This is a genomic window from Lactobacillus sp. 23-2 (assembly GCF_044902225.1).
Classification (GTDB): Bacteria; Bacillota; Bacilli; order Lactobacillales; family Lactobacillaceae; genus Lactobacillus; species Lactobacillus absianus.
Window position 1 is genome coordinate 32,537 of the sequence record NZ_JAOQBX010000005.1, and the last position, 17,081, is coordinate 49,617.

Annotated in this window: 16 protein-coding genes and 1 riboswitch; of the genes, 15 read left to right on the forward strand and 1 reads right to left on the reverse strand. The window is 53.2% G+C overall.

Annotation, left to right across the window (positions count from 1 at the left end; translation table 11 throughout):
• Positions 1 to 121: 121 nt before the first annotated feature.
• Positions 122 to 322, reverse strand: a complete 201-nt coding sequence (locus OCH80_RS03095; protein ID WP_404537909.1) for a DUF2929 family protein — start codon at positions 320 to 322, stop codon at positions 122 to 124.
• Positions 323 to 440: 118 nt separating this feature from the next.
• Here OCH80_RS03095 and dnaE point away from each other — a divergent pair, with 118 nt between their 5' ends.
• From dnaE to OCH80_RS03170, 15 genes are all read left to right on the forward strand, one after another.
• Positions 441 to 4,025, forward strand: a complete 3,585-nt coding sequence (gene dnaE, locus OCH80_RS03100; protein ID WP_404537812.1) for a DNA polymerase III subunit alpha — start codon at positions 441 to 443, stop codon at positions 4,023 to 4,025.
• Between the two features lie 260 nt (positions 4,026 to 4,285).
• Positions 4,286 to 5,245 carry a 6-phosphofructokinase gene (pfkA, locus tag OCH80_RS03105; protein WP_404537814.1) on the forward strand — a complete coding sequence of 320 codons (960 nt, stop codon included), beginning with the start codon at positions 4,286 to 4,288 and terminating at the stop codon, positions 5,243 to 5,245.
• Positions 5,246 to 5,309: 64 nt separating this feature from the next.
• Entirely contained in the window at positions 5,310 to 7,079 is a 1,770-nt protein-coding gene (gene pyk / locus OCH80_RS03110; RefSeq protein ID WP_302187389.1) for a pyruvate kinase, read from the forward strand.
• Between the two features lie 153 nt (positions 7,080 to 7,232).
• Positions 7,233 to 8,111 carry a S1 RNA-binding domain-containing protein gene (locus tag OCH80_RS03115; RefSeq protein ID WP_154548958.1) on the forward strand — a complete coding sequence of 293 codons (879 nt, stop codon included), beginning with the start codon at positions 7,233 to 7,235 and terminating at the stop codon, positions 8,109 to 8,111.
• Complete coding sequence (xerD, locus tag OCH80_RS03120; RefSeq protein WP_404537817.1) at positions 8,104 to 9,000, forward strand: site-specific tyrosine recombinase XerD; 897 nt, start codon at positions 8,104 to 8,106, stop codon at positions 8,998 to 9,000. The genes OCH80_RS03115 and xerD overlap by 8 nt, the downstream gene beginning before the upstream one ends.
• Before the next feature lie 21 nt (positions 9,001 to 9,021).
• Positions 9,022 to 9,375 carry a reductase gene (locus OCH80_RS03125; RefSeq protein ID WP_404537819.1) on the forward strand — a complete coding sequence of 118 codons (354 nt, stop codon included), beginning with the start codon at positions 9,022 to 9,024 and terminating at the stop codon, positions 9,373 to 9,375.
• Positions 9,368 to 10,108: a segregation and condensation protein A gene (locus tag OCH80_RS03130; protein ID WP_404537821.1), complete on the forward strand. Its 741-nt coding sequence runs from the start codon at positions 9,368 to 9,370 to the stop codon at positions 10,106 to 10,108. Before OCH80_RS03125 ends, OCH80_RS03130 begins: the two co-directional genes overlap by 8 nt.
• Complete coding sequence (scpB, locus tag OCH80_RS03135; protein WP_154548962.1) at positions 10,098 to 10,703, forward strand: SMC-Scp complex subunit ScpB; 606 nt, start codon at positions 10,098 to 10,100, stop codon at positions 10,701 to 10,703. The genes OCH80_RS03130 and scpB overlap by 11 nt, the downstream gene beginning before the upstream one ends.
• On the forward strand, positions 10,700 to 11,425 hold the full coding sequence (locus tag OCH80_RS03140) for a pseudouridine synthase (protein ID WP_404537823.1): 726 nt from the start codon (positions 10,700 to 10,702) through the stop codon (positions 11,423 to 11,425). The genes scpB and OCH80_RS03140 overlap by 4 nt, the downstream gene beginning before the upstream one ends.
• Positions 11,426 to 11,452: 27 nt before the next feature.
• Positions 11,453 to 11,568, forward strand: a riboswitch (FMN riboswitch).
• A gap of 94 nt (positions 11,569 to 11,662) precedes the next feature.
• Positions 11,663 to 12,370: an ECF transporter S component gene (locus OCH80_RS03145; protein ID WP_154548964.1), complete on the forward strand. Its 708-nt coding sequence runs from the start codon at positions 11,663 to 11,665 to the stop codon at positions 12,368 to 12,370.
• Between the two features lie 158 nt (positions 12,371 to 12,528).
• Entirely contained in the window at positions 12,529 to 12,924 is a 396-nt protein-coding gene (locus OCH80_RS03150; RefSeq protein ID WP_404537825.1) for a LysM peptidoglycan-binding domain-containing protein, read from the forward strand.
• A 52-nt stretch (positions 12,925 to 12,976) separates the two neighbouring features.
• Positions 12,977 to 13,645 carry a (d)CMP kinase gene (gene cmk, locus OCH80_RS03155; RefSeq protein WP_154548966.1) on the forward strand — a complete coding sequence of 223 codons (669 nt, stop codon included), beginning with the start codon at positions 12,977 to 12,979 and terminating at the stop codon, positions 13,643 to 13,645.
• Positions 13,646 to 13,748: 103 nt separating this feature from the next.
• Positions 13,749 to 14,954, forward strand: coding sequence for a 30S ribosomal protein S1 (gene rpsA / locus OCH80_RS03160; protein ID WP_302187380.1), 1,206 nt, complete (start codon positions 13,749 to 13,751; stop codon positions 14,952 to 14,954).
• A gap of 103 nt (positions 14,955 to 15,057) precedes the next feature.
• A complete protein-coding gene (der, locus tag OCH80_RS03165) occupies positions 15,058 to 16,365 on the forward strand; it encodes a ribosome biogenesis GTPase Der (RefSeq protein ID WP_404537827.1) in 1,308 nt (435 codons plus the stop codon).
• Positions 16,366 to 16,557: 192 nt separating this feature from the next.
• Positions 16,558 to 16,833, forward strand: a complete 276-nt coding sequence (locus tag OCH80_RS03170) for an HU family DNA-binding protein (protein ID WP_154548969.1) — start codon at positions 16,558 to 16,560, stop codon at positions 16,831 to 16,833.
• Positions 16,834 to 17,081: the final 248 nt, after the last annotated feature.

The window sequence follows — 17,081 nt, forward strand, 5'->3', positions numbered from 1 at the left end:
TGAAGATATCATACCATTTTTTGCCTGTAATAATGGCTAAAAAGGCTGATTTGCCAATAAATCTTCCGGCAGCAAAAAAAGACCAGCCACTTTCGTGACTGGCCTTGCAAAAATATTGCGGTTATTTGCTGTATTCAGAGTCGTCCTTGACTGACTTGGCCGTGATCGTTGGAATAATCAAAGCAAAAAGCAGGCCAAAGATGGCACCGATGAGCAGCAAATGAGCCGGCTGGTATGTGTGTTGAACCAGGGGACCACCGATGAAACCGATGATGAAGGTAAAGACCATCCCCCAGACCATGCAGACAATGCTGCGTCCAATGTAACGTCCCATATGCTTTTCCTTCTTTCGCTAAGAATTTTAGCAGAACTCCGGTCCCTTTTCAACGGTTGCTCGGGGGACACTTTGCTATAATTGGAGCAAGAAGGAGGGTGAAAAAATGAAAATTGCCGCACTTGAGACCATGTCGGCCAATACGATTTTGTCCAGTCCCGTCAAGCCCAGGAATCTGGTCCAGGCCGCCAAGAAGCGGGGCTATGAAGCCGTGGCCTTGACCGACGTCGATTTCAGCTTTGGCCTGCCTGAATTCTACCAGGCGGCCAAGGAAGCCGGCATCAAGCCAATCCTGGGCTTGAGTGTCCGGCTAAGCGGTCTGGTGGATGACCAGCGCCGCTATGACCTGGTCTTTTTGGCCAAGAACCAGGCCGGCTATGAAGCCTTGATGCGCCTGTCCAGCGCGGCCTGCATCCAGACCGATGACTTGCAGAGCGACCGGGTGCTGACCCCAGGGCAGGTCAAGAAATATTTTCATGACCTGGTGGTCATCGTGCCCGCCAGCCCCGCCAGCGAGCTGCGGATGATGTTCGACCAGGGGATGAGCGTCGAGGAAGGCTGCCGCTACGTTGAAGCGCTGGCCGGTCTGCTTGACGAAAGCTGCGACCTCTACCTTGGCGTCTATGCCAGCTTGCTCTTGCAGGACTATGACGACTATGTCAAGCAGCTGGCCGCGGCCTTGGCGGACAAGAACGGGGACAAGGGCCCCAACTTCCAGCCAGGCCTGGTCGCCGTTGAAGACGTCCGCTACCTTGATCCAGAAGACCAGTTTTTGGTCAAGGTCATGGACGCGATCAAGCACAAGCGGGTCATGTCCAGCCAGGAAATCACAGAAAAAATTGCCGAAAAAGGCTCGCACGCCTTGGCGCCGGCCCAGGACTTGGCCGACCGCTGCCAGAAATACGGCTTGGAAGCAGCACTGGAGAACAGCTGGGTCATTGCCAGCAAGTGCCAGGCGGAAATTCCCTTCCAAAAACCCCAATTGCCGGTATTTGCCCAAAACGTCTGCCCGACTTCCGGGGAATATCTGGCCCAGCTGGCCAATGCCGGCTTAAAGCGGATAGCTGCCAGTTTGCCGCCGGCCCGGCAGGCGGAATACCAAAAGCGCCTGGACTATGAATTGCAAGTGATCCACCAGATGGGCTTTGACGACTACTTCCTGATCGTGGCCGATATCGTGGCCAATTGCCGGAAACAGGGGGTCTTGCTGGGACCAGGCAGAGGGTCGGCCGCCGGGTCCCTAGTGGCTTACGCCTTGGACATCACCAGGGTTGATCCCCTCAAGTATGGCTTGCTCTTTGAGCGCTTCTTGAATCCAGCCCGGTCAACGATGCCCGACATCGACTTGGACTTTACCAGCGAGGGGCAGAAAGTCGCGATCGACTACGTCTACCGCAAGTATGGGCAAGTCGCGCGGCCGGGCCAGGGGTCGGACCGGGTGGCCCGGATTCTGGCTTTGACGGCCCTGAAGGCCAAAAGCGCCCTGGACCGGGTGGGCGAGGTCTTTGGCCTGAAGCCCCCAGCGATCGCCAAACTCAAGCAGGCCATGGGCCAGCAGACCCGCTTAAAGCAGGCCTATGACCAGGAATTGGCCTTCAGGAGCCTGCTGAGCGCCAGCCCCTTGAACCGCCTGGTCTACCAGACGGCCTTAAAGCTGGAGGACTTGCCGGCCGACACCGGGACCCACGCGCCCGGCGTCGTCATCAGCCAGGACTCCCTGGCGGCCAGAACGGGCTTGATGAAGGGCAAGGAAAACCCCTTATGGACCGTGCAGCAGACCAAGGAGTACGTGGAAAAATACGGCCTGCTCAAGATCGACTTCCTGGTCTTGACCAACCTGGAGTTCTTCGGCAAGGTGGTCAACAGAATTAAGGCAGAAGGGGTCAAGCTGGTTCCGGAACAGATTCCTCTGGATGATCCGGCCACCTACCGGCTTTTTCAAAGGGGCCAGACCAGCCTGATCTTCCAGTTCGGATCAGGAGAGATGCAGAAATTCCTGCGCCAGCTGCATCCGGAAACCTTCGCTGACCTTTGTGCCATGACCGCCCTCTACCGGCCAGGACCCAAGGACAGCATCCCCGACTACATCGCCAGAAAGCATGGCAAGCAGGCCGTGGTCTATCCCGACCCAAGTCTCGCGCCCATCCTGCAGGAGACTTATGGCTACTTCGTCTACCAGGAGCAGATCATCCAAGCCGCCCAGGCATATGCGGGCTTCAGCCTGGCCCAGGCTGACATCTTCCGCCGGGCCATCTCCAAGAAAAACGCGCGGCTGCTCCAGGATGAGCGCCAGCGGTTCATCGAAGGGGCCAAGCAAATGGGCAAGAGCGCGGAGCAGGCCGGGCAGGTCTTTGACCAGATCGCCCCGTTTGCCGACTACGGCTTCAACAAGTCTCACGCCGTGGCCTACTCGCTCTTTTCTTACTGGGAAGCTTATCTGGAAGTCCACTTTCCGCGTGAGTTCTTCGTGGAGATGCTGGACCAGTCCCGGGGCAAGGACCGGGAACAGGCCATCAATGACGCCCGCCAGCTGGGCGTGGCGGTTTTCGGGCCAGACATCAACCAAAGCAAAAGCACTTTTTCCCTGGTCAAGGGCCGGATCTGCGTGGGCTTCAAGTCGATCCTGGGCCTCAGCCGGGAATTGATCGCGGCAATCACGGGGATGCCCAAGCCGATCACCAGCTTTGACGACTTTTTGGGCAAGCTGGAGCCGGATCTGCGAAAAGAGCAGGCCCTGCGCTCCTTGATTGAGGCCGGGGCCTTTGACAGCCTGGGCGAAGACCGCAATGAACTATTGGCCACTTTGAGCGACCGGCTTGACAATGCCAAGCTGTCCCTGGACAGCCCTATGCTCCAGCAGATCCTGTCCATCAAGCCTTATACCGGAGAAAAAGCCCGCCCGGACCAAAAAATCGCCATGGAGCTCAAAGCCATGGGCTTTACCGTGACGGTGCCGCTGCTGCTGCAGGCCAAGCTTAATCTGGGTCCGCGCTTTAAGGCCGGCAATTTTGCCCAATTGCCGGTGGGCGGCCGGGGAAACGTCATTGCCGAATACAAGGAAAGCCGCGATTGGGTAGCCAAGCGGGGCCGCAATGCCGGAGCTCCCGGGACCAATGCCGCCTTTTTTGACGGACAGAGCCAGGAATGGGTGACCTTGTTCCCGGAAGCCTACCAGCGCTACCGGCAGCTCTTAAAGCCTGGCGGCATCTACCTGCTGGACCTGGTCAAGAAAGTGGACAACTACAAGCAGCGCGAGTACAGCCTGGAGCTGCGCGCCTTGAAAGCCTTAAGCGGCAAGGAGATTGCCGCGGCCAAAAAGACCCGCGAAGAAGGGGAAGCCGTGACCGACATCCAGCAGCGGCGCGTTGAGAAGTACTTTGACCAGCACTACCAGGACATGAAGCGCCTGGCCGACTTCAGCTTAAAGGAAGAAGCCAACGCGATCGCCCAGCTGCGCTCCTTCAGGATCAAGCCCGACAAGCACGGGGAAGAGATGGCAACGACCATCTTTGCTGATTCGACCGGCTCCTACAAGGTCATGATCTTTGCCGAGCAGCTGGCCCGCCTGCACCCGGATTTGGTTCAAGGCGGCTACTACGTCCTGCGCCTGGAGGCGATCAAGGGCTATCCCGATCCCAGTCAGCTGGAATTCAAGCTCTACCAGCTCAAGCAGTTCCACCTGCGCTCGTGATCCTTTTGGCAAATTGCCTGGATGAAAGTCGTTTCATGGCTTTTTAAGTCGCCAGACCTGCAATTTTTTCGAAAATTTCAAGGGAATTTTGACTAGTCAAAAAGGCCCAGGCGGTGGCTTGGGCTTTGTAAGCCCTAACAGGTGAAAAATAGAAAAAATTCTACTTTCAAGCCAGATTTTACAAGACTTTAGCGGATAAAAATGTTATTATCTAGGTGATGTGAGATATTACACAATTTAGATCATGATGAGGTGAATTCATGAAACGGATTGGTATTTTAACTAGTGGCGGCGACGCCCCTGGTATGAATGCAGCCGTCAGAGCCGTAGCTAGAACCGCCATGGACAACGGTTTGGAAGTCTTCGGCATCAGATACGGCTTTGCAGGGTTGGTCGCGGGCGACATCTTCCCATTGGACAGTGAAGACGTAGCGCACAAGATCAACACGCCAGGTACCTTCCTCTACACTGCACGTTACCCAGAATTTGCAAATGAAGAAGGTCAGCTGGCTGGTATTGCACAATTGAAGAAGCACGGGATTGACGCGGTTGTCGTCATCGGCGGTGACGGTTCTTACCACGGTGCCTTGGCACTGACCCGCCGCGGCTTCAACTCAATCGGCCTGCCAGGCACGATTGACAACGACATCCCTTACACTGAAGCAACCATCGGCTATGACACGGCCTGCATGACTGCAATGGACGCGATCGACAAGATCCGCGACACTGCTTCAAGTCACCACCGGGTCTTCATCGTCAACGTAATGGGCCGCAACTGCGGCGACATTGCGATGCGGGTCGGCGTTGCCTGTGGTGCTGACGCGATTGTCATTCCTGAAAAGCCATACGACGTCAAGGAAATCGCGGACCGTTTGAAGACCGCGCAAGAAAGAGGCAAGGACCACGGCTTGGTTGTTGTCGCTGAAGGCGTCATGACTGCTGAAGAATTTATGGCCGAACTGAAGAAGTATGGTGACTTCGATGCTCGTGCCAATGTTTTGGGCCACATGCAGCGTGGTGGCACGCCAACGGTTTCTGACCGCGTGCTTGCTACCAAGCTGGGCAACGCAGCCGTTCACTTGCTTCTTGAAGGCAAGGGTGGCCTCGCTGTGGGCATGGAACACGGTGAAGTAACTGCGCATAACATCCTTGATCTGTTTGAGAATACTCACAAGGGTGACTACAGCTTGCTGAAGCTTAACTCAGAAGTTTCTAAGTAGGCTTCTGAATTCAAGCTTTGGCAAGAAAGTTGTTTTTTTAATTTTTTTAGGGAGATTTTTTCAGATGAAAAAGACTAAGATTGTTAGTACTTTAGGGCCAGCTTCAAACGATGAAGAAACTATTACTAAGTTGGTCGAAGCCGGTGCGAACGTTTTCCGTTTCAACTTCTCACACGGTGACCACGAAGAACACCTTAGCAGAATGAAGATGGTTCGCGATATCGAAAAGAAGACTGGCAAGCTTCTGGGTATCGCTCTGGACACCAAGGGTGCTGAAATCAGAACTACTGACCAAGAAGGCGGCAAGTTCACGATCAACACTGGTGACGAAATCCGTATTTCTATGGACGCCACTAAGGCCGGCAACAAGGACATGATCCACGTTACCTACCCAGGTCTGTACGATGACACCCACGTTGGTGGTACTGTTCTGATCGACGACGGTGCTGTTGGCTTGACTATCAAGGCCAAGGACGAAGAAAAGCGCGAATTGGTTTGTGAAGCTCAAAACACTGGCGTGATCGGCTCAAAGAAGGGTGTTAACGCTCCTGGCGTTGAAATCCGCCTCCCAGGGATCACTGAAAAGGACACTGACGACATCAACTTTGGTTTGGAACACGGCATCAACTTCATCTTCGCCTCATTCGTACGTAAGGCTCAAGACGTTCTTGACATTCGTGCCCTTTGCGAAGCTCACAACGCTTACTACGTAAAGATCTTCCCAAAGATTGAATCACAAGAAGGTATCGACAACATCGACGAAATCTTGCAAGTTTCAGACGGTTTGATGGTTGCTCGTGGTGACATGGGTGTTGAAATCCCATTCATTAACGTACCATTCGTTCAAAAGACCTTGATCAAGAAGTGCAACTCATTGGGCAAGCCAGTTATCACTGCTACGCAAATGCTTGACTCAATGCAAGAACAACCTCGTCCAACCCGTGCCGAAGTAACTGACGTTGCCAACGCCGTTCTTGACGGTACTGACGCAACCATGCTGTCAGGTGAATCAGCTAACGGCTTGTACCCAGTACAATCAGTTCAAGCTATGCACGACATCGACGTACGTACTGAAGAAGAACTGCACAAGCGCAACACTCTTGCTCTGCAACGCTTCGAAGAATACAAGGGCTCAAACGTAACTGAAGCCATCGGTGAATCAGTTGTCCGGACTGCTCAAGAATTGGGCGTTAAGACGATCATCACTGCTACTAGCTCCGGCTACACTGCTCGTATGATTTCTAAGTACCGTCCAGACGCAACTATCGTTGCCATGACCTTCGACGAAAAGATCCAACACTCATTGGGTATCGTTTGGGGCGTTGAACCAGTTCTGGTTGACAAGCCAAAGAACACTGACGAAATGTTCGAAGAAGCTGCCCGCGTAGCCAAGGAAAAGGGCTTCGCTAAGGACGGCGACCTCGTAATCATCGTTGCCGGCGTTCCAGTTGGCCAATCAGGCACTACCAACCTGATGAAGCTGCAAATCATCGGCGACCAAGTTGCTCATGGCTTGGGCGTAGGCAACGGCTCAGTTATCGGCAAGGCCGTTGTAGCCAACTCAGCTGACGAAGCCAACACTAAGGTTCACGAAGGTGACATCCTGGTTGCTAAGTCAACTGACAAGGACTACATGCCAGCTATCAAGAAGGCTTCAGGCATGGTCGTTGAAGCTTCAGGCTTGACCAGCCACGCAGCTGTTGTTGGCGTATCACTGGGCATTCCAGTTGTCGTTGGTACTACTGACGCAACCAGCAAGATTGCTGACGGCTCAACTGTAACTGTTGACGCACGTCGTGGCGCGATCTACCAAGGTGAAGTTTCTAACCTGTAATTCAGCGTTACAAAGTAGAAGAATCAACCTAATCAAGAAGAGTTCAGCTTTTGGCTGGACTCTTTTTTGCGCGCGGGAAAGATAATTCTTTCAATTCAGCAGATAATCACGTATACTTAGTATTTAGAATTATGTAAAGTTGGAGGTAGACAGATGCTGGGCGAAATCCGCACGGGAAAAATTACCAATGCCAATGACCAGGCATACTATGTACAAATTGACGGTTTGACTTTTGAGCTGAAGAAGCAGGAATTGACGCAGGAAGAAACGCCAAAGATCGGCGACGAGATTACGGGCTTTATCTATGACAACCAGAAGCACGAACGGGAAATGACGCAGTTTCTGCCTTTTGCCCAGGCCGACCAATACGGCTGGGGGAAGGTGACCAGAAGCCAGAGAGGGCTGGGGGTCTTCGTTGACGTTGGCCTGCCGGACAAGGACATCGTCGTTTCCCTTGACGACTTGCCGCTTGATCCAGCCCGCTGGCCGCAGATTGGCGACCAGCTCTTGGTGCGCTTGGAGACTGATGAAAAGGACCGGATCTGGGCCAAGCCGGCTGACGAGAACGTCTTTGATCAAATCGCGGTCCATTTCCCAGCCAACCTGGAGAACAGCAACCTGCTGGCCCGGGTCTATACCAGCAAGACCATTGGCTGCTTCGTGCTGACCAATGACTACTACCTGGGCTTCATCCACGAATCGCAGATGACCCGGCCATTGCGTCTGGGCGAGGAAGTCAAGGCCAGGGTGATCGGCGTCAGCCAGTATGGCCGCTTGAACATGTCGGTTCTGCCGCGGGCTTTTGAAGAAATCGATGATGACGCGGAAATGATTCTGATGTCCCTGCGCCGCAAGGCCGACAAGACCCTGAACTTCTCTGACAAGTCTGACGCCCAAGCCATCAAGGACTACTTCGGCATCTCCAAGTCCGCCTTCAAGCGGGCTTTGGGGCATTTGATCAAGCGGGGCCTGATCAAGCAGGACAAGACGGCCGGAACGATCACCCTGATCAAGGATCCGGAAAATGACTAAGCTGACCGACCAGGTCGCGGATTACCTGCGCTACAGCCAGGTTGAGCGCGGGCTCAGTCAGAACACGATTGCTGCCTACCAGCAGGATTTGCTGGAGTTTGCCGACTTCGTGCAAAAGGAAGGCTTTGCCTCCTGGCCGCAAGCCGCCGTCGATATTGATGCCTTTTTGGCTAAAGAGCGGGATGCCGGCAAGGCCAACAACTCCATCAGCCGGATGGTCTCCACCCTGCGGCGCTTTTACCAGTGGCTGGTTCGCCAGCACATTGAGCAGATCGACCCGATGAGCCAGGTGGACGCGCCAAAGCGGGAAAAGAAGATGCCCATGGCTCTTAGCCAGGAAGAAGTCAGCAAGCTCTTGGACCAGCCGGACGTTTCCAAGCCCTTGGGCATCAGGGACCGGGCCCTTTTGGAAGTCTTGTACGCGACGGGGATGCGGGTCAGCGAGGCCATCAGCCTGCAAGACGGCGACCTGCACGCGGATCTGGGCATCGTCCATGTCCTGGGCAAAGGAAACAAGGAACGGCTGATCCCGATCAGCGACTTGGCCATGGATTGGCTGGACAAGTATGCCAAAGTCCGCGACCAGCAGCTGCTAAAGGCGGGCAAATTCAGCCAATACGTCTTTTTGAACCAGCGGGGCGGGCAGCTGACCCGCCAGGCCGTCTGGCTGATGATCAAGAAGTACTGCCGCCAAGCTGGCATTGAGAAGGACGTCACTCCCCACACCCTGCGCCATACCTTTGCGACCCACTTGCTGGAAAACGGGGCTGACCTGCGGGTCGTCCAGGAAATCCTCGGCCATACCGACATTTCCACGACCCAGATCTATACCAACCTGACCCAGAAGCATATTTTTGACGTATACCAGAAGACCCACCCCCGGATCTAGTTTTTAGCGTGGTGATATTTTTTGCTGATACCTTACAAAAAAGATTATGAAAAGACCGCCATGGGCCTCTTGTCCTATCTGCCGGATTTCAAGAACCTGCAAAACCTGCAGGATGAGATGCGCCTTTACAGCGTGGACGATTCCCACAAGCTCTACCTCTACCGCAACAGCGACCGCAATATCGTGGGCGTGGCCGGGGTCCAGCTGGGACGGGAGTGCCAGGTCCTGCGCTACCTGTCTTTGGCCCCGGGCTTCCGCGATGATGAGCACCAGTCGGCGATTATGCATGAGCTGGTCCAAGAAGACCCTAAGCGCAAGCTGATGACGGTTCCGGAATATACCTATTTATTGAAATATCTTTCTGACGATGAATGACAACAGCATGACGATTGAGCTGCCGAATTTTGAAGGCCCCCTGGACCTGCTTTTGCACTTGATTCGGTCGCAAGCTTTAGACATTTATGACATTCCGATCGCCCAGATTACCCAGCAGTACCTGGACTATTTGGACCGAATGCAGGAGCTCAACCTCCAGCTGGCCGGAGAATACTTCGTGATGGCGGCCACCCTTTTGCGGATCAAGTCCCAGTACCTGCTGCCCAAGAACGACTTCGTGGAAGAAGATGAAGAATATGAAGACCCCCGGGAGGAGCTGGTGGAGCAGCTGGTCCAGTACTCGGTCTTCAAGAAGATTTCGGCCTACTTCCGGGTTCGGAACGACGAAGTGCCGGCGGTCGCGTCCAAAGAGCCCAGCGCGGCTTCTCAGGACAAGGTGCAGCCGCTGCCCTTGGGCCAGATCACGGCGACGGAGCTGGCCAACACTTTTGCTTTGGCCATGCGCCGCTTCAAGCTGCGCAAGCCTGACCAGGTCAAGGTGACTTTAACCGGACGACCGATTCAAGAACTGACGGCCTTTTTGGATGGGCAGCTAGCAAAGCGCAAGCAATTGAGCTTCTTTGAATTGATTGCAAAAGTCCAGGGGCTGCCAGACTTGGTGGGGCTCTTTTTGGCGGTATTGCAGGAGATCAAGGATCAAAGGCTGCGCGTCAAGCAGGCGCGTGCCTTTGGCGATTTGGAACTGGAAAGAATTGACGCAGATGACAAGTAAAACAGCCCAGCTGCAGGCCCTCTTGTTCGTCGCTGGCGACGAGGGGATCAAGCGCGAGCACCTGGCGGAACTGCTGCAGGTGTCGCCGGCGGCCCTGCGGGAATTAGCCGGCAAGCTGCAAGAGCAGCTGGCCAAGGACCCGGACAGCGGCCTGCAGCTGATTGAAATCAATGATGAACTCAAAATGACCACCAGCCCGGCCTGCAGCCAGGTGGTGGAAGCCTACTTCAACAAGGACCTGACCAAGACTCTCAGCCAGTCAGCCCTGGAAATTCTGGCCATCATTGCCTATAAGCAGCCGATTACCAGAATCGAAATTGACGACATTCGGGGAGTCAACTCCTCCGGCGCCCTCCAGACCCTGGTCTGGCGCGGACTGGTCAAGGCCGACGGAGTCAAGGAGGCGCCTGGGCACCCCAAGCTCTACGTGACCACGGACTACTTCCTTCAGTACTTTGGCTACAAGTCCCTGGGCGAGCTGCCGGTGATTGAGAATTTTGAAGATGACGGCTTTGATGAAGACGGTCAAGTGGACTTGTTCGCGGAGAACGGGTCAATTGACGACAAGCTAAGACAAAAGGAGATTGAAGAATGACAGAAGAACGTTTGCAAAAGGTGATCGCGGAAGCCGGCCTGGCTTCGCGGCGTGAAGCCGAAAGAATGATTCTGGCCGGGCGGGTCAGAGTCGACGGCAAGGTCGTCAAGCAGCTGGGAACCAAGGTCTCATCATTTGAGCAGGTCGTCGTCGACGGCCAGCCAGTTGAGCGCCAGGCCAAGCACACCTACCTGTTCTACAAGCCCCGCGGCGTCGTTTCCACGGTCAAGGATGAAAAGGGGCGCAAGACGGTAGCCGACTACTTCCAGGACTTGCCATACCGCCTGTATCCAGTGGGGCGCCTTGACTATGATACTTCCGGCTTGCTGCTGATGACCAACGACGGGGAATTGGCCAACCTGCTGATGCACCCGAAGAATGAGGTCAACAAGGTCTACGTGGCTAAAATCAAGGGCCAGCTGACGCCAAGCGAGATCAAGGCCCTGGAAAGCGGGGTCCGGATCAACAAGGGCAAGTTCAAGACCAAGCCGGCCAGAGTCAAGATCTTGAAGACCGACAAGAAGAAGGACGCGCAGATCGTTCAGGTGACGATCCATGAAGGCCACTACCACCAGGTCAAGGAAATGTTTCTAGCGGTTCACCACTTGGTTGACAAGCTGTCTCGGGAAAAGTACTCCTTCTTGACCTTGGACGGATTGATTTCAGGCCAATATCGTGAACTGACCCATAAAGAGATTGACAAGCTCAAGCAAGTGGATTAGAATTTAAAATGTAAACGCTAATATATCAGTTGTCTTCGGGGCAGGGTGGAATTCCCGACCGGCGGTGTGAGTCCGCGACCCACGTAAGTGGTTGAATGCAATTAAGCTACCGATAGTTACAGTCTAGATGGAAGAAGACAGACGTGAATCAAGCAATTTATAAACATGCTTATTAATTCAGGTCTGTTGCTCTTCGAGGCAACGGACCTTTTTATATCTCTAGGAGGATTTGTAAGCATGGAAATTGCCAACAATCGCAGATCAGCAAAATCAGTTTCGAATTGGATTGCCTACGCCATGATCGGGGCAATCGCCTTTATCGTCATGAAATTTGAATTCCCGATCATGCCAGGCGTCGCTTTCTTGAAGATGGACTTTTCAGACGTCATCGTGGTCATCAGCGCCTTTGTCTTTGGACCAGCTGGCGGGGCGGCCGTAGCCTTTATCAAGGGTTTTGTCTCCTTGCTCTTCAGCGGCTTTGCCCTGCCGTCTCTGGTGGGCCAGCTGGCGGCCTTCCTGGCCTCAATGGCCTTCGCTTTGCCGTTTTACTACATTGCCGGCTCAGTCAAGGATGAAGACCGCAAGTCCGCTAAGGGCTACCTGCTCCCGGTATTGGGCCTGGCAGTCGGCACCTTGTGCTTGACGGCGGTAATGTCTTTGAGCAACTGGTTCCTTTTGACGCCGGTCTACGCCTACACTTCAGTGCCGCAGGCGGCAAGCATGCACATGAACTACGCCCAGCTGCTGCAGTTCACTGAAAAGACCTACTTGGGCCAGATGCTGCACATTCCGTCAATGAGCAGCTACATCTTCGGGATCATCGCGCCATTCAACCTGATCAAGGGCGCGATCAACTCAGTCGTCGTCTACGTGCTGTTTGCCTCAGTCCTGAAGACGATCAAGCCGTTCGTGCGCAAGCACTTCAACGTTTCAAGCAAGTACTGATGCCGCTTCCTTTCTTAAACGTACGTATTGCTTATCTTTAATCTCTTTAAAGCAGCAGTGCTTTTTGCCAAAGCTCTTCCTCCGGGAAGAGCTTTATTTTGTGCCAGAAATCGGGCAAATATGTTAGAATTGAGAAGTTAAAGGAGGAAGAGTTGGACATGGAGCATAAACCGCAAAAGCAGCGCCTGTCCCGCGTGGAGCTTCGCCGCCAAGCCGACGAGGAGCGCCGGGACCGCAACGCTCCTTGGCAGTCCTTGATCTTGGTTCTGGTCTTGATCGCCTTGGCCATCGTTCCAGTTGCCGCGCCGGGGACGACCCAGCAGGAAATGCGGCAGGAGGGCCAGCAAAGCGCAGTCAGGAAAGCTGCCAAGAAGAAGGTCAAGAAGCAGGCGGTCAAGAAGTCTTCCTCTGGCAAGACTTACGTGGTTCAGTCCGGCGACAGCTGGGCTTCGATTGCCGCCAAGCACGACATGACGGCGGATGAGCTGGCCCAGTTGAACGATTCGACCACGACTGCCGTTCTGTCCGTTGGGCAGAAGCTCAAAGTCAAATAAAAGAATTCACAAGAAAGGAATGGAGCGAGCAATCGCTCCTTTTGATTGAAATATGCAAGTAGCGATTGATGGACCTGCATCAGCAGGGAAGAGTACCGTAGCCAAGATTGTAGCCAACAAGCTGTCATTTGTTTACATTGACACTGGGGCCATGTACCGGGCCTGCACCTTGATTGCCCGTGACCATGACTTGGAATACGGCAACGAAAAGGGCATTTTGGCCGCGATTGACGAAGACGGGATCAAGCTGGAGCCTGGCGAAAAGGGGCAGAAGGTGATCGTAGCGGGCAAGGACGTCTCTCTGGAAATCCGGACCCCGGAGATTACCGCCCACGTTTCAGAAGTATCCGCCCTGCCAGGGGTCCGGGCCAAGATGGTCGACCTGCAAAGACAATTGGCCGGCTCAACCAACGTGATCATGGATGGCCGCGACATCGGCACCACGGTCTTGCCCAAGGCTGACGTGAAGATCTTCCTGGTTGCCAGCGCCCGTTCCCGGGCTGAGCGGCGGATGCTGGACTGGCAGGAGAAGGGCATTGAAGCCAAGCAGAGCCTGGAAGAAATTGAAGCGGATATCAGCAAGCGGGACTACTTGGACTCCCACCGCGAGATCTCACCGCTGAAGAAGGCAGACGACGCCATCGAGATCGATTCGACCCATATGACCATCGACCAAGTAGTCGACGCAATCCTGACTGAGATTAAGAAAAAGCAAAAATAGAGCTAATCCGGGAAAAAGTCAAAAAAGTCTGCTAAAATAGTAGCAAATTCAGCTATTTTTCGGTAGAATAGAGAACGAATAAACAGGGAGGCATTTTATATTTATGTCAGAAAACAATCAATTTTTAGATGCTCTTGCACAAATGCAAGAAGTTAAAGTTGGCGATATCGTTGACGTTAACGTTTTGTCTGTAGAAGACAACCAAATCAACGTCGGCGTACAAAACGCCGGTGTTGAAGGCGTGATCACCCGCCGCGATTTCACCAACGACCGCAGCGTTAACCTGCGCGACGCCGTTAAGCCAGGGGACACCTTCAAGGCTTACGTTGTTCGCCGTGCCGGTGGCGACAAGGAAAATGGTGAATTCTTCTTCTCAGTAACCCGCGTTAAGGAACGTGAAGCTTACGACAAGCTGCAAAAGGACTTTGAAGAAGGCAAGACCATTGAAGGCAAGGTTACCTCAGCTGTTCGTGGCGGCTTGCTGGTTGACGTTGGCACCCGTGGCTTCTTGCCAGCCAGCTTGATCTCAAACCGTTTCGTTTCAGACCTCAAGCCATACATTGGCAAGACCATCAAGGTTAAGATTACTGAAATCGACCCAGCTAAGAACCGTCTGATCCTTTCACACAAGGAACTTATCGAAGAAGAACGTGAAGAAGCATTCGAAAACGTTGCTTCCCAACTCGTTGTTGGCGACATCGTAGAAGGCCGCGTATCACGTTTGACCAACTTCGGCTCCTTTGTTGACATCGGCGGCGTAGACGGCTTGGTACACATTTCAGAAATTTCTTACAAGCACGTTGACAAGCCAAGCGACGTATTGAAGGTTGGCCAAGATGTTAAGGTTAAGGTTATTGGCATTGACAATGACCGTCACCGTATCTCCCTGTCAATCAAGCAAACTGAACCATCACCATTCGAACAAGCTACTGCTAACTTGAACGAAGGTGACATCATCGAAGGTGAAGTTAAGTCATTGACTAACTTTGGTGCATTTGTTGAAGTCGCTGACGGCATCCAAGGCTTGGTACACGTTTCAGAAATTTCCAACAAGCACGTTGACAAGCCAAGCGACGTCTTGACTGTTGGTGAAAAGGTTAAGGTTAAGGTTCTTAACATTGACCCAAGTGAAAGAAGAATCTCCCTGTCAATTAAGCAAGCTGATCCAGAGAATGCTTCTTCATCAAACGACAGACCTCGTTCACGTCGTTCATCAAACAACGACTCAGTTGCTCGCAAGTACATGAACAACGACGACAACGGCTTCTCACTTGGTGACATGATCGGTGACCAACTTAAGAAGCGTTAATGCTTAAAACAAAATAAAGAAGGCCGACCCGCGTCGGTCTTTTTTATTTCCTAGAGTATAATTAATAGAGACAGATTTTTTAGAAAGTAAAAGAGGTGAGTAGATGCCATTACCTGTAGTGGCCATTATTGGCCAGCCAAACGTTGGCAAGTCAACCCTGTTCAACCGCATCATCAACGAACGGGTGGCGATCGTCGAAGACAAGCCGGGCGTGACCCGCGACCGGAACTATGCCCGGGCCAGCTGGATGGGCCACCAATTTAGCATTATCGATACCGGGGGGATTACCTGGGAGAATTCCACGATTGACGAAGAAATCCGCGCCCAAGCCGAGATCGCCATCGAGGAAGCCGACGTCATCGTCATGATCGCGGACGCGTCAAAGGGCGTCACTGACTTGGACGAGCGCATCGCCCGTCTGCTCTACCGGAGCAAGAAGCCGGTTCTGCTGGGGGTCAACAAGGCTGACAACCCTGAGCAGCGAGCCGACATCTATGACTTCTATTCCTTGGGCCTGGGCGAGCCAATTCCCGTCTCTGGGGCTCACGGGACCGGTCTGGGTGACCTGCTGGACAAGGTGGTCGAGAACTTCCCGCCAGAGGCTGAAAACGCCGCTGACGACGTCATCTCCTTCTCAGTGATCGGCCGGCCAAACGTTGGCAAGTCCTCCATCGTCAACCGCCTGTTGGGTGAGGACCGGGTGATCGTGGCCAATGAAGAAGGCACCACCCGGGACGCGATCGACACGCCATTTGAAAAGGACGGGACCAAGTTCAGAGTCGTTGACACGGCCGGCATCCGCCGCCGGGGCAAGGTCTACGAAAAGACTGAGAAGTACTCGGTCATGCGTGCAATGAGCGCTCTGGAGCGCTCTGACGTCGCCATTCTGGTTCTGGACGCAAGTACCGGGATCCGGGAACAGGACAAGCACGTGGCCGGTTACGCCCATGAGGCGGGCATTGGGGTCATCATTGCCGTCAACAAGTGGGATGTGCCTAAGAAGACTTCCTCTTCCGGCAAGGACTTTGAGGCCGTCATCCGCGATGAGTTTGCCTACCTGGACTACGCCCCGATCGTCTTTGTTTCCGCCAAGACCGGCAAGGGAATCGATGATTTGCCAAAACTGGTTGAAAAGGTCTACGAGAACCAAAGCCAGCGGATCCAGTCCAGCGTCTTGAACGACCTGCTTCTGGAAGCCAGCCGCCTGGTTCCGGCGCCAATGGTCAAGGGCAAGCGCCTGCGGGTCTACTACATGACCCAGGTCAAGTCCAATCCGCCGACTTTCGTGGTCTTCTGCAATGATCCCGAGCTCATGCACTTCTCCTACCAGCGCTTTTTGATCAACCAGCTGCGGGAGAACTTTGACTTTACGGGAACCCCAATCAAGATCTTGCCGCGCAAGCGCAAGTAGCTGGATCACACGTGGTGTTTTTCTTGCTCTTTTTGCAAGAATGACGCATGAAAAGGCTTGTTCTCAAGGCATTCTTGTGATAATTTAGAGAACAGGGAATTAATTGAATGCAATCAGCGCTCAGTGTCCCTCATTCTATTTAGAATGATGTGATTAGGCCACCGTGCCTGATTTATAGGAGGTGAATTCCACATGGCAAATAAGGCAGAATTAGTATCAGAAGTAGCTGCTAAGACTAAGCTGACTAAGAAGGACGTTTCAGAAGCCGTTGACGCAATCTTTGAATCAATCCAAGAAGACTTGGCTAAGGGTGAAAAGGTACAATTGATCGGCTTCGGTACTTTCGAAGTTCGTGAACGTGCAGCTCGCAAGGGTCGCAACCCTCAAACCGGTGCTGAAATCGAAATTCCAGCAAGCAAGGTTCCTGCATTTAAGCCAGGTAAGGCTCTTAAGGACGCTGTTAAGTAATTGACGCGCTTTAAAATGAAGAACGCTAGGAGATGTTCCTAGCGTTTTTTGTTTGCCCTGGCTGACTAAGATTATTATTAAAGAACAATTAACTTTTGCTTGGATAGTTAAGGGCTAAGCAGATAATTAATCGATCTAAACCTTGATATGGCAAGCTTTTAACTTGATTAAAAATGATAAAAAATGGCAACTTTGCTGCCAATGAACATGTCGTTTCTGCTATAATCAAGAATGATTACAAACAAAAT